The 23,803-nt window shown below is 55.1% G+C and carries 22 protein-coding genes; 11 read left to right on the forward strand and 11 right to left on the reverse strand.

Annotated elements, in window-relative coordinates; all coding sequences use genetic code 11:
* Positions 1-127: 127 nt before the first annotated feature.
* Positions 128-787, reverse strand: a complete 660-nt coding sequence (gene rpiA / locus HB664_RS21950) for a ribose-5-phosphate isomerase RpiA (RefSeq protein ID WP_014885151.1) — start codon at positions 785-787, stop codon at positions 128-130.
* 127 nt (positions 788-914) lie between these two features.
* On the opposite strand from rpiA, the gene argP reads away from it, so the two are divergent.
* Entirely contained in the window at positions 915-1,808 is an 894-nt protein-coding gene (gene argP / locus HB664_RS21955) for a DNA-binding transcriptional regulator ArgP (RefSeq protein ID WP_008499727.1), read from the forward strand.
* A gap of 48 nt (positions 1,809-1,856) precedes the next feature.
* Here the strand turns inward: argP and HB664_RS21960 are convergent, their stop codons facing one another.
* The 7 genes from HB664_RS21960 to tkt all read right to left on the reverse strand — a co-directional run bounded on the left by HB664_RS21960 (position 1,857) and on the right by tkt (position 10,245).
* The gene (locus HB664_RS21960; RefSeq protein WP_023309114.1) at positions 1,857-2,597 is read right to left on the reverse strand and encodes an oxidative stress defense protein; all 741 of its coding nucleotides are present in this window, start codon (positions 2,595-2,597) and stop codon (positions 1,857-1,859) included.
* Between the two features lie 91 nt (positions 2,598-2,688).
* Entirely contained in the window at positions 2,689-3,324 is a 636-nt protein-coding gene (gene argO, locus HB664_RS21965) for an arginine exporter ArgO (protein WP_021242063.1), read from the reverse strand.
* 143 nt (positions 3,325-3,467) lie between these two features.
* Complete coding sequence (mscS, locus tag HB664_RS21970) at positions 3,468-4,322, reverse strand: small-conductance mechanosensitive channel MscS (RefSeq protein ID WP_033146600.1); 855 nt, start codon at positions 4,320-4,322, stop codon at positions 3,468-3,470.
* A 186-nt stretch (positions 4,323-4,508) separates the two neighbouring features.
* A complete protein-coding gene (gene fbaA / locus HB664_RS21975) occupies positions 4,509-5,588 on the reverse strand; it encodes a class II fructose-bisphosphate aldolase (protein ID WP_029739216.1) in 1,080 nt (359 codons plus the stop codon).
* A 92-nt stretch (positions 5,589-5,680) separates the two neighbouring features.
* Positions 5,681-6,844: a phosphoglycerate kinase gene (gene pgk, locus HB664_RS21980; protein WP_023333323.1), complete on the reverse strand. Its 1,164-nt coding sequence runs from the start codon at positions 6,842-6,844 to the stop codon at positions 5,681-5,683.
* A 49-nt stretch (positions 6,845-6,893) separates the two neighbouring features.
* Positions 6,894-7,913, reverse strand: a complete 1,020-nt coding sequence (gene epd / locus HB664_RS21985) for an erythrose-4-phosphate dehydrogenase (RefSeq protein ID WP_032660071.1) — start codon at positions 7,911-7,913, stop codon at positions 6,894-6,896.
* A gap of 340 nt (positions 7,914-8,253) precedes the next feature.
* Positions 8,254-10,245 (reverse strand): transketolase, encoded by a 1,992-nt coding sequence (gene tkt / locus HB664_RS21990; RefSeq protein WP_045355615.1) that lies wholly within the window; start codon positions 10,243-10,245, stop codon positions 8,254-8,256.
* A 272-nt stretch (positions 10,246-10,517) separates the two neighbouring features.
* Here tkt and HB664_RS21995 point away from each other — a divergent pair, with 272 nt between their 5' ends.
* Complete coding sequence (locus HB664_RS21995; protein ID WP_021242066.1) at positions 10,518-11,276, forward strand: M48 family metallopeptidase; 759 nt, start codon at positions 10,518-10,520, stop codon at positions 11,274-11,276.
* A gap of 210 nt (positions 11,277-11,486) precedes the next feature.
* Positions 11,487-12,755, forward strand: coding sequence for an OprD family outer membrane porin (locus HB664_RS22000; RefSeq protein WP_094935385.1), 1,269 nt, complete (start codon positions 11,487-11,489; stop codon positions 12,753-12,755).
* A gap of 53 nt (positions 12,756-12,808) precedes the next feature.
* Here the strand turns inward: HB664_RS22000 and speB are convergent, their stop codons facing one another.
* The 3 genes from speB to yqgB all read right to left on the reverse strand — a co-directional run bounded on the left by speB (position 12,809) and on the right by yqgB (position 16,054).
* On the reverse strand, positions 12,809-13,729 hold the full coding sequence (gene speB, locus HB664_RS22005) for an agmatinase (RefSeq protein WP_014071686.1): 921 nt from the start codon (positions 13,727-13,729) through the stop codon (positions 12,809-12,811).
* Positions 13,730-13,937: 208 nt separating this feature from the next.
* A complete protein-coding gene (gene speA / locus HB664_RS22010) occupies positions 13,938-15,914 on the reverse strand; it encodes a biosynthetic arginine decarboxylase (RefSeq protein WP_023309121.1) in 1,977 nt (658 codons plus the stop codon).
* A gap of 8 nt (positions 15,915-15,922) precedes the next feature.
* Positions 15,923-16,054, reverse strand: a complete 132-nt coding sequence (yqgB, locus tag HB664_RS22015) for an acid stress response protein YqgB (RefSeq protein ID WP_127341063.1) — start codon at positions 16,052-16,054, stop codon at positions 15,923-15,925.
* A 663-nt stretch (positions 16,055-16,717) separates the two neighbouring features.
* On the opposite strand from yqgB, the gene metK reads away from it, so the two are divergent.
* From metK to ruvX, 8 genes are all read left to right on the forward strand, one after another.
* Complete coding sequence (gene metK, locus HB664_RS22025; RefSeq protein ID WP_010435443.1) at positions 16,718-17,872, forward strand: methionine adenosyltransferase; 1,155 nt, start codon at positions 16,718-16,720, stop codon at positions 17,870-17,872.
* A 358-nt stretch (positions 17,873-18,230) separates the two neighbouring features.
* Positions 18,231-19,628, forward strand: coding sequence for a galactose/proton symporter (gene galP, locus HB664_RS22030; RefSeq protein ID WP_023309123.1), 1,398 nt, complete (start codon positions 18,231-18,233; stop codon positions 19,626-19,628).
* A 58-nt stretch (positions 19,629-19,686) separates the two neighbouring features.
* Entirely contained in the window at positions 19,687-20,184 is a 498-nt protein-coding gene (locus tag HB664_RS22035; protein WP_033146604.1) for a SprT family zinc-dependent metalloprotease, read from the forward strand.
* A gap of 94 nt (positions 20,185-20,278) precedes the next feature.
* Positions 20,279-20,986: a deoxyribonuclease I gene (gene endA, locus HB664_RS22040; protein ID WP_023333343.1), complete on the forward strand. Its 708-nt coding sequence runs from the start codon at positions 20,279-20,281 to the stop codon at positions 20,984-20,986.
* A gap of 51 nt (positions 20,987-21,037) precedes the next feature.
* A complete protein-coding gene (gene rsmE / locus HB664_RS22045) occupies positions 21,038-21,769 on the forward strand; it encodes a 16S rRNA (uracil(1498)-N(3))-methyltransferase (RefSeq protein ID WP_023309126.1) in 732 nt (243 codons plus the stop codon).
* A gap of 19 nt (positions 21,770-21,788) precedes the next feature.
* Entirely contained in the window at positions 21,789-22,736 is a 948-nt protein-coding gene (gshB, locus tag HB664_RS22050; protein ID WP_219940215.1) for a glutathione synthase, read from the forward strand.
* 87 nt (positions 22,737-22,823) lie between these two features.
* Positions 22,824-23,384, forward strand: coding sequence for a YqgE/AlgH family protein (locus HB664_RS22055; RefSeq protein ID WP_008499752.1), 561 nt, complete (start codon positions 22,824-22,826; stop codon positions 23,382-23,384).
* Positions 23,384-23,800, forward strand: a complete 417-nt coding sequence (gene ruvX, locus HB664_RS22060; protein ID WP_029739223.1) for a Holliday junction resolvase RuvX — start codon at positions 23,384-23,386, stop codon at positions 23,798-23,800. The genes HB664_RS22055 and ruvX overlap by 1 nt, the downstream gene beginning before the upstream one ends.
* Positions 23,801-23,803 lie beyond the last annotated feature (3 nt).

Here is a 23,803-nt window from a genome sequence, read left to right on the forward strand (position 1 = left end):
AGAGGAAAATGCTATGGAAATTTACAAACGCGGCAGGATCGGCAAATGAGGCGTAAAAACGTGACACAAGTCACCGAATTTAGCTTTTCAAAAATTTTTTAGCGGGGGGAGGACTCCCCCCGTCAGATCATTTTACGATGGTTTTCACGCCGTCAGCGGTGCCGATCAGCGCCACATCCGCGCCACGGTTGGCGAATAGCCCTACGGTCACTACGCCTGGGATAGCGTTGATGGCATTTTCCAGCGCAATCGCGTCGAGGATTTCCAGACCGTGAACGTCGAGGATCACGTTACCGTTATCGGTGACTACGCCCTGACGATATTCCGGACGACCGCCCAGCTTCACCAGCTGACGGGCAACCGCGCTACGGGCCATTGGGATCACTTCGACCGGCAGCGGGAAATTACCCAGAATGTCGACCTGCTTGGAGGCATCCGCGATGCAGATAAACTTGTCCGCAACGGAGGCGATGATCTTCTCGCGCGTCAGTGCCGCGCCGCCGCCTTTGATCATCTGCATGTGGCCGTTGATTTCATCCGCGCCATCAACGTAAATCCCCAGACGATCCACTTCGTTGAGATCGAAAACGGTAATGCCGAGGCTTTTCAGCTTTTCCGTGGAAGCATCAGAGCTGGAAACCGCGCCCTCGATTTGCCCCTTCATCGTGCCCAGCGCATCGATAAAGTGTGCCGCGGTTGATCCCGTACCGACACCAACAATGGTACCCGGCTGCACGTACTGGAGAGCGGCCCATCCTACTGCTTTTTTCAGTTCATCCTGCGTCATGATCGTTTTGCCTGTGGTGTGAAAACTCAGGGCGCATTATAGAACACGTCGAATGGAATTCGTCTGCCACGAAGGGAAAATTGTGTCATAGTGCAGAATAAGCAAAATTAAGGAGCCAGCCAGAGCAATGAAACGTCCGGACTACAGAACACTACAGGCACTTGATGCAGTTATTCGTGAACGCGGTTTTGAGCGCGCGGCGCAAAAGCTTTGCATCACCCAGTCCGCCGTATCACAGCGTATCAAACAGCTTGAAAACATGTTCGGCCAACCGCTTCTGGTGCGTACCGTGCCGCCACGTCCAACCGAGCAAGGGCAAAAGCTTCTCGCCCTGCTGCGCCAGGTTGAACTGCTGGAAGACGAGTGGCTGGGTGACGAACAAACGGGCTCTACGCCGCTGCTGCTCTCTCTGGCGGTTAACGCCGACAGCCTGGCAACCTGGCTGCTGCCGGCCCTTGCGCCGGTATTAGCGGATTCCCCTATCCGTCTGAATTTACAGGTTGAAGATGAAACCCGTACCCAGGAGCGCCTGCGTCGCGGTGAAGTGGTTGGGGCAGTCAGTATTCAGCCTCAGGCGCTGCCAAGCTGTCTTGTCGATCAGCTGGGCGCGCTGGACTACCTGTTTGTGGGTTCAAAAGCCTTTGCCGAGCGCTACTTCCCGAACGGCGTCACCCGCGCCGCGCTGCTGAAAGCCCCTGCCGTGGCGTTCGACCATCTGGACGATATGCATCAGGCGTTCCTGCAGCAAAACTTCGATCTGCCGCCGGGCAGCGTGCCGTGCCATATCGTCAACTCGTCTGAAGCCTTTGTGCAGCTTGCGCGTCAGGGCACCACCTGCTGCATGATCCCGCATCTGCAGATTGAGAAAGAGTTGAAAAGCGGTGAGCTGATTGACCTCACGCCGGGGCTATATCAGCGCCGGATGCTCTACTGGCACCGGTTTGCGCCAGAAAGCCGCATGATGCGCAACGTCACCGACGCGCTGCTGGCCTACGGGCACAAGGTGTTGAGACAGGATTAATCGATTGAATTCCCTCTCCCTGCGGGAGAGGGTTAGGGTGAGGGCAAATTACTGCGCCTTAGCCGCCTCAGTTTGCTGAGTTTGAGTTGGCTCCAGCTGGAACACCACATCCACCTGATCGTCAAACTGAATGGTTGGCTGCTCGTAAGTTTCCTGAGCGGATACAGGCGCCGCATCGGCCTTCATCATCCGTACCATCGGGCTTGGCTGGTAGTTAGAGACGTGGTAACGCACGCTGTAAACCGGGCCGAGCTTGCTCTTAAAGCCAGAAGCCAGCTGTTCCGCCTGATGAATGGCATCATCAATCGCCGCTTTACGCGCTTCGTCTTTGTATTTCTCCGGTTGCGCAACGCCCAGCGACACGGAACGAATTTCGTTCAGACCCGCCTTCAGCGCGCCATCCAGCAGCGAGTTAAGCTTATCCAGCTGACGCACGGTCACTTCGACGGTACGCACGGCACGGTAGCCTTTCAGGATGCTTTTACCATTCTGGTAGTCGTAATCGGGTTGAGTACGCAGGTTCGCGGAGTTGATATCTTTTTTACCGACACCGTTCTGCTCGAGGAAAGAGAGGTATTGCGCAACACGATCGTCAGCCTGCTTCTTGGCAGATGCCGCATCTTTCGCAGACACATTGACTTCAATTGCCAGCGTTGCGACATCGGGTACCGCGTCCACGCTTGCGGTGCCTGAAGTGACGATGTGCGGGCCATCCGGCAGTTCACTTGCCTGCACCGACACCGCACCAAAACTTACTAATGCCGCCAGGGCCATCACCTTAAACTTCACTGTTATTCCTCCATGTTGCGAAGAGTGCCCATTAACAGGGCGCATGCCAGCAAGCTTAGCGGGTCTTGTTCAGTTGTCCATAAGACAAGGATTAGTTGAACAATTCCTGAACGTGGTGAATCCCCTCTTTTGCCAGCTGAAAGGCAATAAACCACATCACCAGCCCCACCAGCGTATTAATGATGCGCTGGGCTTTGGCCGTACGCAGACGAGGAGCCAGCCATGCAGCCAGAATGGCGAGACCGAAGAACCAGAGGAAAGAGGCGCTAACCGTACCCAGCGCAAACCAGCGTTTCGGCTCAACGTCCAGCTGCCCGCCCAGGCTGCCCAGCACCACGAAGGTGTCCAGATAAACATGCGGATTAAGCCAGGTGACCGCCAGCATGGTGACGATAATCTTCCAGCGGCCCTGCTTCATGACTTCCGCGCTCGCCAGTTCGAGGTTGCTGCTCATCGCGGTTTTCAGGGCACCAAAACCGTACCAGAGCAGAAACGCCACGCCGCCCCAGGTGACCAGCGCCAGCAGCCAGGGAGACTGCATGAGCAATGCGCTGCCGCCAAAAATCCCGGCACAGATCAGCAGTAAATCGCTTACCGCGCACAGCAGGGCAATCATCAGATGATACTGGCGGCGAATGCCCTGGTTCATCACAAACGCATTTTGCGGGCCAAGGGGAAGGATCATGGCCGCACCTAAGGCAAGCCCTTGAAAGTAATAAGATAACATGACTAAATTCTCACAGTGTTGTTCTGGAAGGAGACTATACTGCGCGAATTACATTAGAGGAAATTGATAATATTAATTGGGGATTAGCAGCACTTATAAAAATAAAGCCCGGTGGCGCTAGCGCTTACCGGGCCTGCGAGAAGTTATTCGGCTTCTTTGACTTTTTTGACGTTTACGTCCATCTGAGGGTACGGGAAGCTGATGCCGTTGGCATCAAAGTCGCGCTTAATGCGTTCCAGCACGTCCCAGTACACGTTTTGCAGATCGCTGCTTTTGCTCCAGATACGCACCACGAAGTTAATGGAGGAAGCGCCCAGCTCGTTCAGGCGAACCGTCTGCTCTTTGTCTTTCAGAATGCGATCGTCTGAAGCAATGATGTTGCTAATCAGCGACTTCACCTGATCGATGTCGGAGTCGTACGCCACGCTGATAATCAGTTCGTTACGACGCACCGGTTCACGGGAGAAGTTAATGATGTTGCCCGCGATGATTTTCCCGTTCGGCACGACCACGATGCGGCCATCGACGGTACGCATGGTCGTTGAGAAAATCTGCACCTGTAGCACGGTTCCGGCAATGCCGCCAAGGTCAACGTATTCGCCGGAGCGGAACGGACGGAAGGTGACCAGCAGAACGCCAGCCGCCAGGTTTGACAGCGAGCCCTGCAGCGCCAGACCAATAGCCAGACCGGCGGCACCAAGAACGGCAATGACGGAGGCGGTCTGCACGCCCACACGGCCCAGCGCCGCAATCAGCGTAAAGGCGATAATGCCGTAGCGCACCAAAGCGGAGAGGAAGTCAGCCACCGTGGCGTCAATGTTACGGGCCAGCATTACGCGGTTAACCGTGTTCGATACAATGCGCGCCACGATCATCCCGACGATGATAATGGCAATTGCCGCGACGATGTTCACGGCATAGCTCAGCAGCAGCGCCTGGTTGCGCACCAGCCAGTTACCGGCGTTATTGATGCTGTCTACAACATCGAGTTGTTCCATTTATTCTTCCTTTTGTTAAACCAAAACACAAAATCCATCCCCCATGGAGACAGGCAGGTCCGTAAAGGGTAAACAAAAAGCGCAAGTATTGCCAAACAGATCACAAAAACCGGCCTGGCAGGGTATTGAAAAAGCATAAAAAAAGGCCCGCATTTGCGGGCCTTCTGATGCTGTTAGCAGCTCAAATTACAGAACGTCTACCGCGTTCAGTTCTTTGAATGCCTGCTCCAGACGAGTAATCATTGAAGTCTGGGCAGCGCGCAGCCATACGCGTGGATCGTAGTATTTCTTGTTCGGCTGGTCTTCGCCTTTCGGGTTGCCCAGCTGACCCTGCAGGTAAGCTTCGTTGGTTTTGTAGTACTGCAGGATACCGTCCCATGTTGCCCACTGGGTGTCGGTATCGATGTTCATTTTCACTACGCCGTAGCTTACGGAGTCTTTGATTTCCTGAGCAGAAGAACCGGAACCGCCGTGGAAGACGAAGTTCAGGCTGTTGTGCGGCAGGTTGTGTTTCTTGGAAACATATTCCTGAGAATCACGCAGGATGGTCGGGGTCAGAACCACGTTACCTGGTTTGTAAACGCCGTGTACGTTACCGAAGGACGCTGCGATGGTGAAGCGTGGGCTGATTTTGCTCAGCTCGGTGTAAGCGTAATCAACGTCTTCTGGCTGGGTGTACAGTGCAGAAGCGTCCATGTGGCTGTTGTCCACGCCGTCTTCTTCACCACCGGTGCAACCCAGTTCGATTTCCAGAGTCATGCCCATTTTGGCCATGCGCGCCAGATATTTGGAGCAGATTTCGATGTTTTCGTGCAGTGACTCTTCAGACAGGTCGATCATGTGAGAAGAGAACAGTGGCTTACCGGTAGCCGCGAAGTGTTTTTCACCCGCGTCCAGCAGACCGTCAATCCACGGCAGCAGTTTCTTCGCGCAGTGGTCAGTGTGCAGGATAACTGGAACACCGTAGTGCTCAGCCATCTGGTGTACGTGGTGCGCACCAGAGATAGCGCCCAGGATTGCAGCACCCTGAGGAATGTCAGTTTTCACGCCTTTACCTGCGATGAACGCAGCGCCGCCGTTAGAGAACTGAACGATAACTGGCGCTTTAACTTTAGCAGCAGTTTCCAGTACGGCGTTGATGGAGTCGGTACCCACGCAGTTAACTGCTGGCAGAGCGAAGTTGTTTTCTTTAGCTACCTGGAACACTTTCTGTACGTCATCACCAGTGATAACGCCAGGTTTTACGAAATCAAAAATTTTAGACATGTTGCTTAGTCCTGTATCTTCGGCCGTTAGAAAAGGTGCGAGCTCTTAAAAGCGCGCTGAAAATTGGGCAGGTTTCCCTGCCCTTGAATGGCTTACTTCTTAGCGCGCTCTTCGAGCATTGCTACTGCTGGCAGTACTTTGCCTTCCACGAATTCGAGGAATGCGCCGCCACCAGTGGAGATGTAGGAGATCTTGTCAGCGATACCGAACAGGTCGATTGCCGCCAGGGTGTCACCACCGCCTGCGATAGAGAACGCTTCGCTGTCTGCGATAGCGTTAGCAACGATTTCAGTACCTTTGCGGAAGTTCGGGAATTCGAACACGCCAACAGGACCGTTCCACAGGATAGTTTTTGCGTTTTTCAGGATTTCAGCCAGTTTCTGTGCAGAAACGTCGCCCAGGTCCAGAATCTGCTCTTCGTCTTTGATGTCGTTAACAGATTTCAGGGTCGCGGTTGCGGTTTCGGAGAACTCGGTCGCAACGCGAACGTCAGTTGGAACCGGGATATCGCAGGTGCTCAGCAGGCGTTTGGCTTCGTCAACCAGGTCTGCTTCGTACAGGGATTTGCCCACGTTGTGGCCCTGAGCGGCAACGAAGGTGTTCGCGATACCACCGCCAACGATCAGCTGGTCAGCGATTTTAGACAGGGAATCCAGAACGGTCAGTTTGGTAGAAACTTTAGAACCACCAACGATAGCCACCATTGGACGAGCAGGTTCTTTCAGTGCTTTACCCAGCGCTTCCAGTTCGTCAGCCAGCAGAGGACCGGCACACGCTACGTCTGCGAATTTACCGATACCGTGGGTTGACGCCTGAGCACGGTGAGCCGTACCGAATGCATCCATCACGAACACGTCGCACAGTGCAGCGTATTTTTTGGACAGAGTTTCGTCGTCTTTCTTTTCGCCTTTGTTAAAGCGAACGTTTTCCAGAACAACCAGTTCACCGGCTGCAACTTCAACGCCGTCCAGGTAATCTTTCACCAGGCGAACCGGGTTGGACAGTTTGTCTTTCAGGTAATTAACCACTGGCAGCAGAGAGAACTCTTCGTTGTACTCGCCTTCAGTTGGACGCCCCAGGTGGGAGGTGACCATCACTTTCGCGCCCTGCTTCAGAGCCAGTTCGATGGTTGGCAGAGATGCACGGATACGCGCGTCGCTGGTCACTTTGCCATCTTTAACCGGTACGTTCAGATCGGCACGGATGAAAACGCGTTTACCAGCCAGATCCAGATCGGTCATCTTAATTACAGACATGGTGAATCCTCTCGTTGATTCTTAAAGTTTTGCAGACGCACAATGCGTCTTACCTGAAACCTTGAGCGGCCATTGCTAACGTGGTGTCAAGCATTCGGTTAGCAAAGCCCCATTCGTTATCACACCAGACCAGCGTCTTGATAAGGTGTGCGCCACTGACTCTCGTTTGCGTGCCATCGACGATGGCGCTGTGCGGGTCGTGGTTAAAATCTACTGAGACCAACGGTAATTCCGTATAGTCAACTATACCATGAAATGCCCCCTGTGCCGCTTTTTGCAGCAACAGGTTGACTTCACAGGCTTTTACCGGTTTTTTCACCGTCACGCTAAGATCGATTGCGGTGACGTTAATCGTCGGAACACGCACGGCAATCGCTTCAAATCGGTCATTAAACTGCGGAAAAATTCGGGTGATCCCTGCAGCCAGTTTCGTGTCCACCGGAATGATTGACTGGCTCGCTGCGCGAGTGCGTCGTAAATCCGGATGGTAGGCGTCGATAACCTGCTGATCGTGCATGGCGGAGTGAATCGTGGTCACGGTGCCGGATTCAATGCCATACGCATCGTCTAACAGTTTGATGACCGGAATAATGCAGTTAGTGGTACAGGAGGCGTTGGAAACAATGCGGTGTTCGGCCTGCAGCTCATGCTGGTTGACGCCAAACACGACGGTCGCGTCGAGGTCGTTACTGCCGGGATGAGAAAACAGGACTTTTTTCGCGCCTGCAGCAAGATGCGCTTCGCCATGTTCGCGGTTGCCGTACACGCCGGTACAGTCAAGCACCACATCCACACCCAGTTCACGCCAGGGTAGCCCGGAGATGCTGTTCTCATGCAGCACACGAATAGCGTCGTCACCCACAAAAAGCCGATCTCTTTCCTGACGCACATCCCAGGCAAAGCGTCCGTGGCTGGTGTCATATTTCAATAAATGCGCCATGCCCGTAGCATCCGCCAGTTCATTGATTGCCACCACGGTTATTTCCGCCCGACGTCCGGATTCATATAAAGCACGAACCACGTTACGTCCGATGCGACCGAAGCCATTAATCGCTACGCGTACGGTCATAGATCTCCTGCAAAGCAATCCCTGAGTTTGAGGTGGCTGAAAGAGTAATCCAGCTACGCCCGAAGGGGAATCCTTGCTGTTACAAACTGCGATTGATTGGTCAATTGTCGAACATTTAATCGACTGAAACGCTTCAGCAAGAATAAGCGAATCGGGGAATAAAAGGAATGTCTGTCCAGATGAATAAGCGCGCTATATGACTTGCGTCACATTTTAGGTGGAATAATGGCGGCAAGGTAAAAGCAAAACGGTAACCGAGAGGTTACCGTTTTTTAGTGTTTGCACCCTCTCCCGTGGGAGAGGGCTCGGGTGAGGGCATCAGCCCGCACCGTACAAACGATTACAGCAGTTCTTTCGCTTTCGCGACAACGTTCTCAACGGTGAAGCCGAACTCTTCGAACAGCTGTTCTGCCGGAGCAGATTCACCGAAGGTGGTCATACCGACGATAGCGCCGTTCAGGCCCACGTATTTGAACCAGTAGTCTGCGATGCCTGCTTCCACTGCGACACGCGCGGAAACCGCTTTAGGCAGCACGGATTCGCGGTAAGCGGCATCCTGTTTGTCGAACGCATCGGTAGACGGCATGGAAACCACGCGCGCTTTCACGCCTTCGGCAGTCAGTTTTTCCCACGCTGCAACAGCCAGCTCAACTTCCGAACCGGTGGCGATGAAGATCAGCTCTGGCTGGCCCGCGCAATCTTTCAGCACGTAACCACCGCGAGCGATGTTTGCCAGCTGCTCAGGCGTACGCTCCTGCTGTGCCAGGTTCTGACGGGAGAGGATCAGCGCGGTTGGACCGTCCTGACGCTCAACGCCGTATTTCCACGCCACCGCGGATTCCACCTGGTCACATGGACGCCATGTGCTCATGTTCGGGGTCACACGCAGTGAAGCCACCTGCTCTACCGGCTGGTGAGTTGGACCATCTTCGCCCAGACCGATGGAGTCGTGGGTGTAGACCATTACCTGACGCTGTTTCATCAGCGCGGCCATACGCACGGCGTTACGTGCATATTCGACAAACATCAGGAAGGTAGAGGTGTACGGCAGGAAACCACCGTGCAGGGAAATACCGTTGGCAATCGCGGTCATACCGAATTCACGTACACCGTAATGGATGTAGTTACCGGCAGTATCTTCGTTGATTGGCTTAGAACCAGACCACAGGGTCAGGTTAGATGGCGCCAGGTCAGCGGAGCCGCCCAGGAATTCTGGAAGCCAAGGGCCGAACGCTTCAATCGCATTCTGAGACGCTTTACGGCTCGCGATTTTAGACGGGTTCGCCTGCAGCTTAGCGATGAATTCGTTCGCTTTCGCGTCGAAGTCAGACGGCATATCACCTTTCATACGACGGGTGAATTCAGCCGCTTCCTGCGGGAACGCTTTCGCATAGGCAGCGAATTTCTCGTTCCAGGCCGCTTCTTTCGCCTGGCCTACTTCTTTTGCATCCCACTGAGCGTAGATCTCAGACGGGATTTCGAATGCAGGGTGTTTCCAGCCCAGCGCTTCGCGGGTCAGTGCGATTTCCGCGTCGCCCAGCGGTGCGCCGTGGGAGTCGTGAGTACCCGCTTTGTTCGGCGAACCGAAGCCAATGATGGTTTTGCACATCAGCAGGGACGGTTTGTCCGTCACAGCGCGCGCTTCTTCCACTGCACGTTTAATCGAGTCAGCATCGTGACCATCAACGCCACGCACTACGTGCCAGCCGTAGGCTTCGAAACGTGCTGCGGTGTCGTCGGTGAACCAGCCTTCAACGTGACCGTCGATGGAGATACCGTTGTCGTCATAGAACGCAACCAGTTTGCCCAGCTTCAGGGTACCTGCCAGGGAGCACACTTCGTGAGAAATGCCTTCCATCATGCAGCCGTCGCCCATGAACGCGTAGGTGAAGTGGTCTACGATGTCGTGACCAGGACGGTTGAACTGCGCCGCCAGCGTCTTCTCGGCAATCGCCATACCCACAGCGTTAGCAATACCCTGACCCAGCGGGCCGGTGGTGGTTTCTACGCCAGCGGTGTAACCCACTTCCGGGTGACCTGGAGTTTTAGAGTGCAGCTGACGGAAGTTTTTCAGCTCTTCGATAGGCAGATCGTAGCCGGTGAGGTGCAGCAGGCTATAGATCAGCATAGAGCCGTGGCCGTTGGACAGCACGAAGCGGTCGCGGTCAGCCCATGACGGGTTCTGCGGGTTGTGGTTCAGGAAATCACGCCACAGGACTTCGGCGATATCAGCCATACCCATAGGAGCCCCTGGGTGGCCGGATTTGGCTTTCTGTACTGCGTCCATGCTCAGCGCACGAATAGCATTAGCAAGCTCTTTACGTGAGGACATTTTAACTCCAGATCGGACTGTTAAAGGCCATGCCCTTGACGACAGCGCGTTTTGGGCTACGCCGGAAAAAAGTGCCAACAATGTAACCCAAGCCGCAAGTCATGTACATGGAGCATTCTTTTGCTTGTTAAGAAATCTCTGGATCATGCTCGCATGTTGCGCAATCTGCTCGCCCGGCCCTGTAGATATTCCTTATACTTAGCCCGACACCGGCTTCGCTGACGGTGCCCTTTTCGGATTTTATTCAGTTTAACGAGTACGGAAGCAACCTCATGAAAATGCGTGCAATAGTGCTGGCCCTGGGTACAACGCTCCTGCTGAGCGGCTGTCAGAATATGGATTCTAACGGTCTGATGACGTCAGGCGCAGAGGCCTTTCAGGCCTATTCCCTGAGCGATGCGCAGGTGAAAGCGCTGAGCGACCAGGCCTGTAAAGATATGGACGGAAAAGCCACGCTTGCGCCGGCTAACAGTACCTACACGCAGCGTCTGAATAAGATTGCTTCCGCGCTGGGCGACAACATCAACGGCCAGCCGGTGAACTACAAGGTGTACATGGCGAAAGACGTGAACGCCTTCGCGATGGCGAACGGCTGTATCCGTGTCTACAGCGGGCTGATGGACATGATGACCGACAACGAAGTGGAAGCGGTCATCGGCCATGAAATGGGCCACGTTGCCCTGGGCCACGTGAAGAAAGGGATGCAGGTTGCCCTGGGCACCAATGCCATCCGCGCAGCAGCGGCCTCTGCGGGCGGTATCGTTGGCAGCCTGTCGCAGTCACAGCTTGGGGACGTGGGTGAAAAGCTGGTTAACTCTCAGTTCTCACAGCGTCAGGAGTCCGAGGCGGATGACTACTCCTACGATCTGTTGCGCAAACGCGGCATTAATCCATCAGGCTTAGCCACCAGCTTCGAAAAACTGGCCAAGCTGGAAGCCGGACGCCAAAGCTCCATGTTTGACGATCACCCGGCCTCAGAAGAACGCGCACAGCATATTCGCGATCGTATGGCCGCAGACGGAATTAAATAATTTTGGAAGGAGGCAGATTTGCCTCCTTTTTATTTCGCATGAATTGTTAACTTAACAGCACGTATCGACAACACCCCTGAAAGCCCCGCCAAATCTGCCTTATCACCTTGAAATGTCTGGTCACATAATTATTGCAAAGGTCACTTTTTCCGGTAATTATCACCCCCGCAGTTATTCAAATTACTATATCCAGACAGAGACGTTCCCTCCGTGAAAAAAGAATTATCATTAATTGCTTTAAGTTTATTTGCTGCATTACCTGCCGCTGCAAGCCAGCAATCCGACAGCCAGGGTTTTATTGACGACAGCCATCTGGATCTGTTTTTACGCAATGCGTATATCAGCCGCGACTACCATCAGGGCCAGCAGGACAAAGCCGAGTGGGGTCAGGGGATCATCGCCACGTTTGCATCCGGCTATACCGAAGGGCTGGTGGGCTTTGGCGTGGACGGTATTGCTCAATACGGCGTGCGCCTGGACGGCGGCCGTGGCAAAAGCGGCGCAGGTGGCATCGACTTCTTTAAACAGGAAGAGGATGGCCGGGCAAAATCCGATCTGGCAAAGTTTGGTGCCACCGCCAAAATGCGTATATCAAACACCGTGCTGAGCTACGGAAATCAGCGTCCAGAGCTGCCTGTCATCAATGCCGACAGCTCCCGCCTGCTGTTTGAAAGCTACACCGGCACCATGCTGACCTCGAAAGAGATCGACGGTCTGGAAATCAACGCCGGTTACTTCACCGACGAGCAGCGTAAAAGCGATGACCGCCACGACAGCGGGCTGAAGAGCCTCTCCTTCGGCGGTGCGAGCTATCAGTTTAACGACCAGTTCAGCGGCGCGCTGTACGCCTCTCATAATGAAGAGGTGATGAACAAGCAGTACCTGGGCATGAACTTCAAACAGCCGTTCAGCACCGGGCAGCAGCTGGTGCTCGACTTCAACGGCTATAACTCCCGTCTGGATCAGGGTTACGCGGACAGCCTCGACACGGGCCGCAGCAACACCATCTGGAGCCTGGCGGCGAGCTACATCTGGGACATTCACACGTTCAAAGTGGCGTACCAGCAGAGCAGCGGCAGCACCGGCTACAACTACGGCGGCTATCGCGACAAGGGCGGCGTGGGTGACGGCGGAAACACCATCTGGCTGGCGAACTCCTACTGGTCTGATTTTAACGGCGAAGACGAACGTTCCTGGCAGGCATCCTACGGTCTGGACTTTGGCGGTCTTGGCTTACCGGGCCTGAGCTGGACCACTGCCTACGTACGTGGGGATAATATTAAAACCTCTGAAACCAGCAACGGCAAAGAGCACGAGTGGTTTAACCAGATCCAGTACCAGGTGCAGGATGGTCCGGCGAAGGATCTGAAGCTTAAACTGCGCTACTCCGTACTGCGCGTCTCCGGCAACGCCAGCGAGTACAACGTGGGCGGGGACGAGATCCGGGCTTATGTGGAATACCCGTTTAACGTGTTCTGAAGGCAATAAAAAACCTCTCAATAGAGAGGTTTTTTTTTCACGCAAGGTGAGGCTTATTCGCCTTTTTTGGCTGCCTGAATGTAGAGCATTTCCAGCGCCAGAGTCGCTGCGGCCAGCGCGGTGATCTCGGACTGGTCATACGCAGGCGCCACTTCCACCACGTCCATCCCGACAATGTTCAGATCCTTCAGGCCGCGCACCAGCTTGATGGCACGATCTGAGGTCAAACCGCCGATGACCGGCGTACCGGTGCCCGGTGCAAATGCCGGATCCAGACAGTCGATGTCGAAGGTCAGATACACGGGCATATCACCCACGATCTGCTTCACCTGCGCGATGATGTCGTCCACGCCGCGATCGTTAACCTGGCCCGCATCCAGCACGGTGAAACCGTTGTCTTTGTCGAACTCGGTGCGGATGCCGATCTGCACGGAGTGGTTCGGATCGATCAGACCTTCGTTCGGCGCGGTGAAGAACATGGTGCCGTGGTCAAACTCGCAGCCGTTCGCGTAGGTGTCGGTATGTGCATCGAAGTGCACCAGCGCCATTTTACCGAAGTGCTTCGCATGGGCGCGCAGCAGCGGCAGGGTCACGAAGTGGTCGCCGCCGAAGGAGAGCATGCGCTTACCGGCAGCCAGCAGCTTCTCGGCGTGCGCCTGCAGCTTTTCGCTCATCTCACGCGCGTCGCCGAAGGCGTACACCAGGTCACCGCAGTCCACCACGTTCAGGCGCTCGCGCATGTCGAAGTTCCACGGGAAGCGGTTATGCTCCCAGGCAAGGTTAGTGGAAACCTGACGAATCGCTGCCGGGCCGTGACGACCACCCGCGCGGCCAGATGTTGCCATATCGAACGGCACGCCGGTGATCACCCAGTCAGCGTCGCTGTCGTACGGCTGGAAGTTCATCGGAAGGCGTAAAAAACCAAACGCGTTAGATACCAGAGAGTTATCGTACTGATGACCTAAAGTGCTCATGTCCTGACCTCTTTTAAAGTCGATACATTAAAAACAGATGAAAAAAAATCCCCTCCGCGTCGTTAAACCCGACGAGGAAGGGATTGATTCGTAAATCGCTTATTGGGGCGAATTATCGCCGGTAATGCATACGGGTTCAAGTGAGTATAGGGCATTGTGCGGTCTGATGCCCTCACCCCGCCCTCTCCCTGTGGGAGAGAGCGTTTTCCTACTCGTCTTCCAGGTAGGTGTACCCGTACAGGCCCGCTTCAAACTCTTCCAGGAACTGCTGCTGGAGCGCATCGTCCAGACCGGTGTTTTTCACCTGGTCGCGGAACTGAGTGAGCAGTTTTTTCGGATCCAGCTGAACGTATTCCAGCATGTCCGCCACGGTGTCCCCTTCATCGGACAGCTCAATTTCCACGTTGCCGTCAGGGAACACGAACACGTCCACCGCTTCGGTATCACCGAACAGGTTGTGCATGTTGCCGAGGATCTCCTGATACGCGCCGACCATAAAGAAGCCCAGCATCGGTGGGTTCTCCGGGTCGTATTCCGGCATTGGCATCGTCGTTGCGATACCGTCTCCGTCAACGTAGTGGTCGATGGCACCGTCGGAGTCACAGGTGATGTCCAGCAGCACCGCACGGCGTTCCGGCGCGTGGTTCAGCCCTTCCAGCGGCAGAACCGGGAACAGCTGGTCGATACCCCAGGCATCCGGCATCGACTGGAAAAGCGAGAAGTTGACGTAAATCTTGTCCGCCATACGTTCCTGCAGCTCGTCGATAATCGGACGGTGCGCGCGGTTGCTCGGGTCGAGCTGTTTCTGCACTTCATGGCACATGTTCAGATAGAGTTGCTCCGCCCACGCGCGCTCCTGCAGGCTGAAGGTGCCTGAAGAATAACCCACGTGAATGTCATGCAGATCCATCTGGCTGTCGTGCAGCCATTCGCGCAGGGAACGACGCGTGCCCGGCTCGTGCATTTCCTGCCAGGTTTCCCACATGCTTTGCAGGGAACGCGGAGCATCGTCTGCCGGAGGCGTCGCTTCGCTGATTTCGCTACGCTCAACGCCGATGATGTTAGAGACCAGCACCGTATGGTGCGCGGTCACCGCGCGACCGGATTCGGTGATCACCGTCGGATGCGGCAAGCCGTTCTCTTCACAGGCATCACCGATTGCCCAGATGATGTTGTTCGCGTATTCGTTCAGGCCGTAGTTCACGGAACAGTCAGACTGCGAGCGGGTCCCTTCGTAGTCCACGCCCAAGCCGCCGCCCACGTCGAAGCACTGAATATTTACGCCAAGCTTGTGCAGCTCAACGTAGAAACGCGCGGATTCACGCACGCCGGTGGCGATGTCGCGAATATTGGCCATCTGCGAGCCGAGGTGGAAGTGCAGCAGCTGAATGCTGTCCAGACGACCGCGCTCGCGCAGGATTTCCACCAGCTGCAGCACCTGGTTTGCCGCCAGGCCGAACTTGGATTTCTCGCCGCCTGAGGACTGCCATTTACCGGAACCTTGTGACGCCAGACGCGCACGCACGCCAAGGCGTGGCACCACGTTCAGACGTTCGGCCTCTTCCAGCACGATGGCGATTTCGGTCATCTTTTCGATAACCAGATAGACCTTGTGGCCCATCTTTTCGCCAATCAGCGCCAGACGAATGTATTCACGGTCTTTATAGCCGTTACAGACGATCACTGAACGGGTCATGCCCGCATGCGCCAGAACTGCCATCAGCTCCGCTTTGGAGCCTGCTTCCAGGCCCAGCGGCTCGCCGGAGTGGATCAGGGATTCAATCACGCGGCGGTGCTGGTTCACCTTGATCGGGTAAACCAGGAAATAGTCGCCTTTATAGCCGTAGGACTCACGCGCGCGCTTGAACGCGGCGTTAATAGAACGCAGGCGATGTTGCAGGATCTGCGGGAAGCAGAACAGTGCAGGCAAACGCTGGCCCTGAGCCTCACGGGCTTTCACCAGTTTCGCGAGATCCACGCGCGCTTCAGGGACGTCCGGATCCGGGCAGACGCTGATGTGGCCCAGTTCGTTGACGTCGTAGTAGTTATTGCCCCACCAGGCAATATTGTAAGTGCGCAGCATCTTGCTGGCTTCCTCGGAGCTCATCGCAACCTCCTGCATAGAACGTAGTACACCCTGTTCGCCCGCTGACGAAGGCGAAAAAGAAGACATGTCGTCAGACATAGCGAACCTCAACTCTTTGTAATAAGTGTAAAACAGTTGACTACTATCGCAGCGTTATACGGCGATAACAACCCATAAACGGCTCCGTTTCCCAGCAGAGTATGCTGAAAACCAGACCGTGCGACCGGTTTCTTATTCATATCATTGTAAAACACGTATCCGAACTCTGTATGACAAGGTTCGGCGAAACCACGAGAAAACTCTTGTATTAACAAGAGCGCCCTTGTTCAGTTTTCACAAAGCGTGACCGGCCCTGGAATCCTGAGAAGCGCCGAGATGGGTATAACATCGGCAGGTTTGCAGACTAGAAATGCGGGTTGCGGGAATCAAATACGCGCCAGAACGGCTGCGCTGAATGTGCGGAAAACGATGGTTCATTATCTCGTATCACCTCCACGGCCGCCTCTGCTGAAACGGACCACAAGCCAAAGCTAAAAGTTCACTGCTTAACCCGGCTGGAAGTGGCGACACGATGAGTTCATCGAGCGCTTATTTTATATGAGCCGCGCGCCGCGTTTTATACCGAGAACAGGGGTAAAAAGCAAAAGATAAATGTGCGTGTTGCCGGGGCCGTCAGGAATTATTGCCAGCAGCAATTTCAACTGAGTGAGAGGTTAGTCAAAAAAAACTGGAAATCGGGCGAAGAAGTGACCTAAAATAGCCGTCCAGATGTTAATCCATCTATACTGATTAACACTCATACTGCCAGTGTCAAAAACCTGCAGGCCTTGGTAGAATTATCTCCTTTGGCTATTCCGCACAGCAGCTTGAGCTAACCAAATTCCTCTTAGGTGAAATAAAACATGGCAAAACACCTGTTTACGTCCGAGTCCGTATCAGAAGGACATCCTGATAAAATTGCTGACCAAATCTCCGATGCGGTGCTGGATGCGATCCTGGCGCAGGATCCTAAAGCGCGCGTAGCGTGCGAAACCTATGTCAAAACCGGCATGGTTCTGGTTGGCGGTGAGATCACCACCAGCGCATGGGTTGATATCGAAGAGATCACCCGTAACACGGTGCGTGAGATCGGCTATGTGCATTCTGATATGGGCTTTGATGCCAACTCCTGCGCGGTTCTGAGCGCGATTGGCAAACAGTCTCCAGACATCAACCAGGGCGTTGACCGTGCCGATCCGCTGGAACAGGGCGCGGGCGACCAGGGCCTGATGTTTGGCTATGCAACCAACGAAACCGACGTGCTGATGCCAGCACCGGTCACCTACGCACACCGTCTGGTGCAGCGTCAGGCTGAAGTGCGTAAAAACGGCACCCTGCCGTGGCTGCGCCCGGATGCGAAAAGCCAGGTCACCTTCCAGTATGACGATGGCAAAATCGTCGGTATTGACGCGGTGGTTCTGTCTACCCAGCACTCCGAAGATATCGATCAGAAATCCCTGCAGGAAGCAGTGATGGAAGAGATCATCAAGCCGGTTCTGCCGACCGAATGGCTGAGCTCTGCGACCAAATTCTTCATCAACCCAACCGGACGCTTCGTTATCGGCGGCCCAATGGGTGACTGCGGTCTGACCGGTCGTAAAATCATCGTTGATACCTACGGCGGCATGGCGCGTCACGGTGGCGGTGCGTTCTCTGGTAAAGATCCGTCTAAAGTTGACCGTTCTGCGGCGTACGCGGCACGTTATGTGGCGAAAAACATCGTTGCAGCCGGCCTGGCTGACCGCTGTGAGATCCAGGTTTCCTACGCGATCGGCGTAGCTGAGCCAACCTCCATCATGGTTGAAACCTTCGGTACCGAGAAAGTGCCTTCAGAACAGCTGACGCTGCTGGTGCGCGAGTTCTTCGACCTGCGTCCATACGGCCTGATTCAGATGCTGGATCTGCTGCACCCAATCTACAAAGAAACCGCGGCATACGGTCACTTTGGTCGTGAACATTTCCCATGGGAAAAAACCGACAAAGCCGCCCTGCTGCGTGAAGCTGCCGGTCTGAAGTAATCGACTGACATCTGCGTGATAAAAGGCCAGCCTTCGGGCTGGCCTTTTTTGTAGGTGGCGCCGCAAAGGTGCACATATGGTACCGATTACACCGCACCGGATGCGCCTCGCTTTCAGAATATTCTCTTTGCATGATCGCCTTTCTTCTGCTGTTACATCGCCTTTCAGTTAAGTCTGAAATGTGTTCTTTCGCGATGCATATCACCTCGTTTACCTCTATATTTTCAAAGCTTTAATTATTTTTACGGTTGCACGCTAGTGTAACCGATTACACCTATGTGATTAATCTCACATATTTTTACGGGTCACTCACCTACCCTTTACATCAATAAAACTGATAACCCAACTGGAGGGCATAATGCCTGACAATAAAAAACAGGGGCGTACGTCCAACAAGGCGATGACATTCTTCGTCTGTTTCCTCGCCGCCCTGGCAGGATTACTTTTTGGCCTGGATATCGGCGTGATTGCCGGTGCATTACCTTTCATCACTGACGAGTTCCAGATCAGCGCTCACACCCAGGAGTGGGTGGTCAGCTCCATGATGTTTGGCGCCGCAGTGGGTGCCGTCGGCAGCGGCTGGCTCTCCTTCAAGCTCGGGCGTAAAAAGAGCCTGATGATCGGCGCGATCCTGTTCGTTGCCGGTTCACTCTTCTCTGCCGCAGCGCCCAACGTTGAGGTTCTGCTGGTTTCCCGCGTGCTGCTCGGTCTGGCCGTGGGCGTGGCGTCCTATACCGCCCCGCTTTACCTGTCTGAAATCGCGCCGGAGAAAATCCGCGGCAGTATGATTTCGATGTATCAGCTCATGATCACCATCGGTATTTTGGGCGCGTACCTTTCCGATACCGCGTTTAGCTACAGCGGCGCATGGCGCTGGATGCTCGGCGTGATCATCATCCCGGCCATTCTGCTGCTGATTGGCGTCTTCTTCCTGCCGGACAGCCCGCGCTGGTTTGCCGCCAAACGTCGATTCCACGATGCCGAACGCGTACTGATGCGCCTGCGCGACACCAGCGCCGAAGCGAAAAACGAGCTGGAAGAGATCCGCGAAAGCCTGAAGGTCAAACAGTCCGGCTGGGCGCTGTTTAAAGAGAACAGCAACTTCCGCCGCGCGGTGTTCCTAGGCGTGCTGCTTCAGGTGATGCAGCAGTTCACCGGGATGAACGTCATCATGTATTACGCGCCAAAAATCTTTGAGCTGGCGGGCTATACCAACACCACCGAGCAGATGTGGGGGACCGTCATCGTGGGTCTGACCAACGTGCTGGCGACCTTTATCGCCATCGGCCTGGTGGACCGCTGGGGACGTAAGCCAACTCTGACGCTGGGCTTCCTGGTGATGGCGGCCGGTATGGGTGTCCTCGGTACCATGATGCATGTGGGCATTCACTCACCAACCGCCCAGTACTTTGCGGTCGGCATGCTGCTGATGTTTATCGTCGGGTTTGCGATGAGCGCCGGCCCGCTGATTTGGGTGCTGTGCTCTGAGATCCAGCCGCTGAAAGGGCGTGATTTTGGTATCACCTGCTCTACCGCAACCAACTGGATTGCCAACATGATCGTCGGCGCAACGTTCCTGACCATGCTCAATACCCTGGGCAACGCGAACACCTTCTGGGTCTACGCTGGTCTGAACATCTTCTTTATTGTGCTGACTATCTGGCTGGTTCCAGAAACCAAACACGTTTCTCTGGAACATATTGAACGTAACCTGATGAAAGGTCGTCCGCTGCGCGAAATCGGCGCCCACGACTGATCCTCATGCGGGAGGCGCCTCTTGCGCCTCCCCGCTTCGCGCTTTATGCTCTGCCCCTATGAAAGCACCCCGTCTCCCCATTGCCGTTCAGCAAGCCGTTATGCGCAGCCTGCGGGAAAAACTCGCCCAGGCGAACCTGAAGCTCGGCCGTAATTACCCTGAACCTAAGATCGTATATCAGCAGCGCGGAACCGCAGCGGGTACTGCCTGGCTCGAGCCCTATGAGATCCGCCTTAACCCGGTGCTGATGATGGAAAACCAGCAGGCGTTTATCGAGGAAGTGGTTCCGCACGAGCTGGCGCATCTGCTGGTGTGGAAACACTTCGGACGCGTCGCGCCCCACGGCAAGGAGTGGAAGTGGATGATGGAAGCGGTGCTCGGCGTTCCGGCACGCCGTACCCATCAGTTCGAGCTGGAATCGGTGCGCCGCAATACCTTCCCCTACCGCTGCCAGTGTCAGCAGCACCAGCTTACCGTCCGCCGCCATAATCGCGTGGTGCGCGGCGAGGCGACCTACCGCTGCGTCAAATGCGGCGAGCCGCTGGTTGCGGAATAATCATCTGAACTTTCAGGAACTTTCCTGATCTGACTGATTGCATACGGGAACAACATTCGTTACGTTGCGGGCTCGTTTTGACACGGAGTGTAAGATGTCCCGTAATTTTTCTCTCGCGGTCGCCTTTCTGACGACGGCGCTCTCAGGCCATGCTCTGGCCGACGGTATCAACAGTTTTTCCCAGGCCAAGGCAGCAGGCGTGAAGGTAAACGCCGATGTGCCGGGCGATTTCTACTGCGGCTGTAAAATTAACTGGCAGGGTAAAAAAGGGGTCGTTGACCTTGAGTCCTGCGGCTATAAGGTGCGTAAAAACGAAAACCGCGCCAGCCGCATTGAATGGGAACATGTCGTTCCGGCCTGGCAGTTTGGCCACCAGCGCCAGTGCTGGCAGGATGGCGGACGTAAAAACTGCGCCAAAGATCCGGTTTATCGCCAGATGGAAAGCGATATGCATAACCTGCAGCCTGCCGTCGGTGAAGTGAACGGAGACCGGGGTAATTTCATGTACAGCCAGTGGAACGGTGGCGAAGGCCAGTACGGCCAGTGCGGTATGAAGGTTGATTTTAAAGAGAAAGTCGCCGAGCCCCCTGCCCGCGCGCGCGGCAGCATTGCCCGCACCTACTTCTATATGCGTGACCGTTACGACCTCAACCTCTCCCGCCAGCAGACGCAGCTGTTCAACGCCTGGGACAAGCAGTACCCGGTGACGGAGTGGGAATGCCAGCGCGACGAACGCATCGCCAGAGTCCAGGGGAATCACAACCCTTACGTCCAGCGGGCTTGCCAGGCGCAAAAGAGCTAACCTACACTACGGCAATTCGCTTATATCGCATGACACATGGAATTTCTGACTATGCGCATTCCCCGCATTTACCATCCTGAACTGATTACCGCAGGCCGCGAAATCGCCCTGTCTGATGACGCCGCCAACCACGTTGGCCGCGTGCTGCGCATGGGCGCAGGTCAGGCAATACAGCTGTTCGACGGCTCGAACCAGGTTTTCGACGCGGAAATCACGCGGTCTGATAAAAAAAGCGTACACGTTAACGTCCTGCGTGGCGAAGTGGATGACCGGGAATCACCGCTGCACATCCATCTGGGCCAGGTGATGTCGCGCGGCGAGAAAATGGAGTTCACCATTCAGAAATCCATTGAACTGGGTGTAAGCCTCATTACGCCACTTTTTTCTGAACGCTGTGGCGTTAAACTGGATGCGGAACGTCTGAACAAAAAGATCCAGCAGTGGCAGAAAATTGCCATTGCGGCTTGCGAACAGAGTGGCCGCAACCGTATTCCGGAGATCCGCCCGGCGATGGATCTGGAGGACTGGTGTGCAGAAGAGGAGAGCGGGCTGAAGCTCAATCTTCATCCGCGCGCCAGCGCCAGCATCAATACGCTACCTCTGCCCGTTGAGCGCGTACGCCTGCTGATTGGCCCCGAAGGCGGCCTGTCGGCGGATGAAATTGCGATGACGGCACGTTACCAGTTTACTGATATTCTGTTGGGACCTCGCGTTCTGCGCACTGAGACAACGGCACTCACGGCCATTACCGCGCTACAGGTACGGTTTGGCGATCTGGGTTGAAGCATTAACGGAGAAGAACATGATCAAGCTCGGCATCGTGATGGACCCCATCGCAAACATTAACATCAAGAAAGATTCCAGCTTCGCCATGCTGCTGGAAGCGCAGCGTCGCGGCTATGAACTCCACTATATGGAGATGAACGATCTTTACCTGATCAACGGTGAAGCCCGCGCGCGCACCCGCATCGTTAACGTCGAGCAGAACTACGACAAATGGTACGAGTTCGGCACCGAGCAGGATATTGCCCTGGCCGATCTCAACGTCATCCTGATGCGTAAAGATCCGCCGTTCGACACCGAATACATCTACAGCACCTACATCCTTGAGCGTGCAGAAGAGAAAGGCACGCTGATCGTCAACAAGCCGCAGAGCCTGCGCGACTGCAACGAGAAGCTCTACACCGCCTGGTTCTCTGACCTGACGCCGGAAACCCTGGTGACCCGCAGCAAAGCCCAGTTGAAAGAATTCTGGCAGAAGCACGGCGATATCATCATGAAGCCGCTGGACGGCATGGGCGGCGCGTCGATTTTCCGCGTGAAAGAAGGCGACCCGAACATTGGCGTGATTGCCGAAACGCTGACCGAACTGGGTACGCGCTACTGCATGGCGCAAAACTATATTCCGGCGATCAAAGACGGCGATAAGCGCGTTCTGGTTGTGGATGGCGAACCGGTTCCTTACTGCCTGGCGCGTATCCCGCAGGGTGGCGAAACTCGTGGGAACCTGGCAGCCGGTGGCCGCGGTGAGCCGCGCCCGCTGACCGAAAGCGACTGGGAAATTGCCCGCCGTATTGGTCCGACGCTGAAAGCCAAAGGCCTGATCTTCGTTGGCCTGGATATCATCGGCGATCGTCTCACCGAAGTGAACGTCACCAGCCCGACCTGCATTCGTGAAATTGAAGCGGAATTCCCGATTTCGATCACCGGAATGCTGATGGACGCTATCGAAAAACGTTTACAGAAATAACCTAACAATACTATTAGTGACAGCGCCTGTGTTTGTCCCCATACTGGGCGCTGTCGCTTTTTAAACCAGGAAACAGTACCTCTGACAATGAATTTACAGCATCACTTTCTTATTGCCATGCCTGCTCTCCAGGACCCGATTTTTCGCCGCGCCGTGGTTTATATTTGTGAATACAATGAAGACGGCGCGATGGGTATTATCATCAATAAACCACTGGAAAATCTTCAGGTTGAAGGAATTCTGGACAAGCTGAAAATACCGGCTGAAGCGCGACTGCCGGAAATCCGGCTTGATAAACCCGTGATGCTGGGTGGACCTCTTGCAGAAGATCGCGGCTTTATCCTGCATACGCCGCCGGTATTCTCTTCCAGTATTCGAATTTCGGATAACACCGTCATCACGACCTCGCGCGACGTGCTTGAAACGCTGGGCACCGCTGAGCAGCCTTCTGAAGTGCTGGTGGCGCTGGGCTATTCGTCGTGGGAGAAAGGCCAGCTTGAGCAAGAGATCCTCGATAACGCCTGGCTTACCGCGCCTGCGGACATGAATATCCTGTTTAAAACCCCGATCGCCGATCGCTGGCGTGACGCGGCAAAGCTGATTGGCATTGATATCCTGACCATGCCTGGCGTAGCGGGGCACGCCTGATGAGCGGAACGCTTCTGGCCTTCGATTTTGGTACTAAAAGCATTGGCGTCGCCGTGGGTCAGCGCATCACCGGTACCGCGCGTCCGCTTACGGCCCTGAAGGCCAACGACGGCACGCCAGACTGGAATCTTATCGAGCGTCTGCTCAAAGAGTGGCAGCCGGATGACGTGATTGTTGGGCTCCCGCTGAACATGGACGGTACAGAACAGCCGCTTACCGCCCGGGCGCGTAAGTTCGCCAATAAAATCCATGGCCGCTTTGGCGTCTCCGTGAAGCTTCACGACGAGCGTCTTAGCACCGTCGAAGCGCGCGCGGGCCTGTTTGAGCACGGCGGCTTCCGGGCGCTCAACAAAGGCAGCGTGGACTCCGCTTCAGCAGTAATCATCCTCGAAAGCTATTTCGACCAGGGCTTTTAAACA

It is taken from the genome of Enterobacter sp. DNB-S2, assembly GCF_019443845.1.
GTDB lineage: Bacteria > Pseudomonadota > Gammaproteobacteria > Enterobacterales > Enterobacteriaceae > Enterobacter > Enterobacter asburiae_B.

Coding starts and splice junctions, on each gene's coding strand:
- rsmE (WP_023309126.1), top strand. CDS start 21,038: ATGCGCATTCCCCGCATTTACCATCCTGAACTGATTACCGCAGGCCGC.
- argO (WP_021242063.1), bottom strand. CDS start 3,324: ATGTTATCTTATTACTTTCAAGGGCTTGCCTTAGGTGCGGCCATGATC.
- HB664_RS21995 (WP_021242066.1), top strand. CDS start 10,518: ATGAAAATGCGTGCAATAGTGCTGGCCCTGGGTACAACGCTCCTGCTG.
- tkt (WP_045355615.1), bottom strand. CDS start 10,245: ATGTCCTCACGTAAAGAGCTTGCTAATGCTATTCGTGCGCTGAGCATG.
- endA (WP_023333343.1), top strand. CDS start 20,279: ATGTCCCGTAATTTTTCTCTCGCGGTCGCCTTTCTGACGACGGCGCTC.
- HB664_RS22055 (WP_008499752.1), top strand. CDS start 22,824: ATGAATTTACAGCATCACTTTCTTATTGCCATGCCTGCTCTCCAGGAC.
- yqgB (WP_127341063.1), bottom strand. CDS start 16,054: ATGAATAAGAAACCGGTCGCACGGTCTGGTTTTCAGCATACTCTGCTG.
- speA (WP_023309121.1), bottom strand. CDS start 15,914: ATGTCTGACGACATGTCTTCTTTTTCGCCTTCGTCAGCGGGCGAACAG.
- HB664_RS22035 (WP_033146604.1), top strand. CDS start 19,687: ATGAAAGCACCCCGTCTCCCCATTGCCGTTCAGCAAGCCGTTATGCGC.
- metK (WP_010435443.1), top strand. CDS start 16,718: ATGGCAAAACACCTGTTTACGTCCGAGTCCGTATCAGAAGGACATCCT.
- epd (WP_032660071.1), bottom strand. CDS start 7,913: ATGACCGTACGCGTAGCGATTAATGGCTTCGGTCGCATCGGACGTAAC.
- argP (WP_008499727.1), top strand. CDS start 915: ATGAAACGTCCGGACTACAGAACACTACAGGCACTTGATGCAGTTATT.
- mscS (WP_033146600.1), bottom strand. CDS start 4,322: ATGGAACAACTCGATGTTGTAGACAGCATCAATAACGCCGGTAACTGG.
- fbaA (WP_029739216.1), bottom strand. CDS start 5,588: ATGTCTAAAATTTTTGATTTCGTAAAACCTGGCGTTATCACTGGTGAT.
- ruvX (WP_029739223.1), top strand. CDS start 23,384: ATGAGCGGAACGCTTCTGGCCTTCGATTTTGGTACTAAAAGCATTGGC.
- gshB (WP_219940215.1), top strand. CDS start 21,789: ATGATCAAGCTCGGCATCGTGATGGACCCCATCGCAAACATTAACATC.
- rpiA (WP_014885151.1), bottom strand. CDS start 787: ATGACGCAGGATGAACTGAAAAAAGCAGTAGGATGGGCCGCTCTCCAG.
- pgk (WP_023333323.1), bottom strand. CDS start 6,844: ATGTCTGTAATTAAGATGACCGATCTGGATCTGGCTGGTAAACGCGTT.
- speB (WP_014071686.1), bottom strand. CDS start 13,729: ATGAGCACTTTAGGTCATCAGTACGATAACTCTCTGGTATCTAACGCG.
- galP (WP_023309123.1), top strand. CDS start 18,231: ATGCCTGACAATAAAAAACAGGGGCGTACGTCCAACAAGGCGATGACA.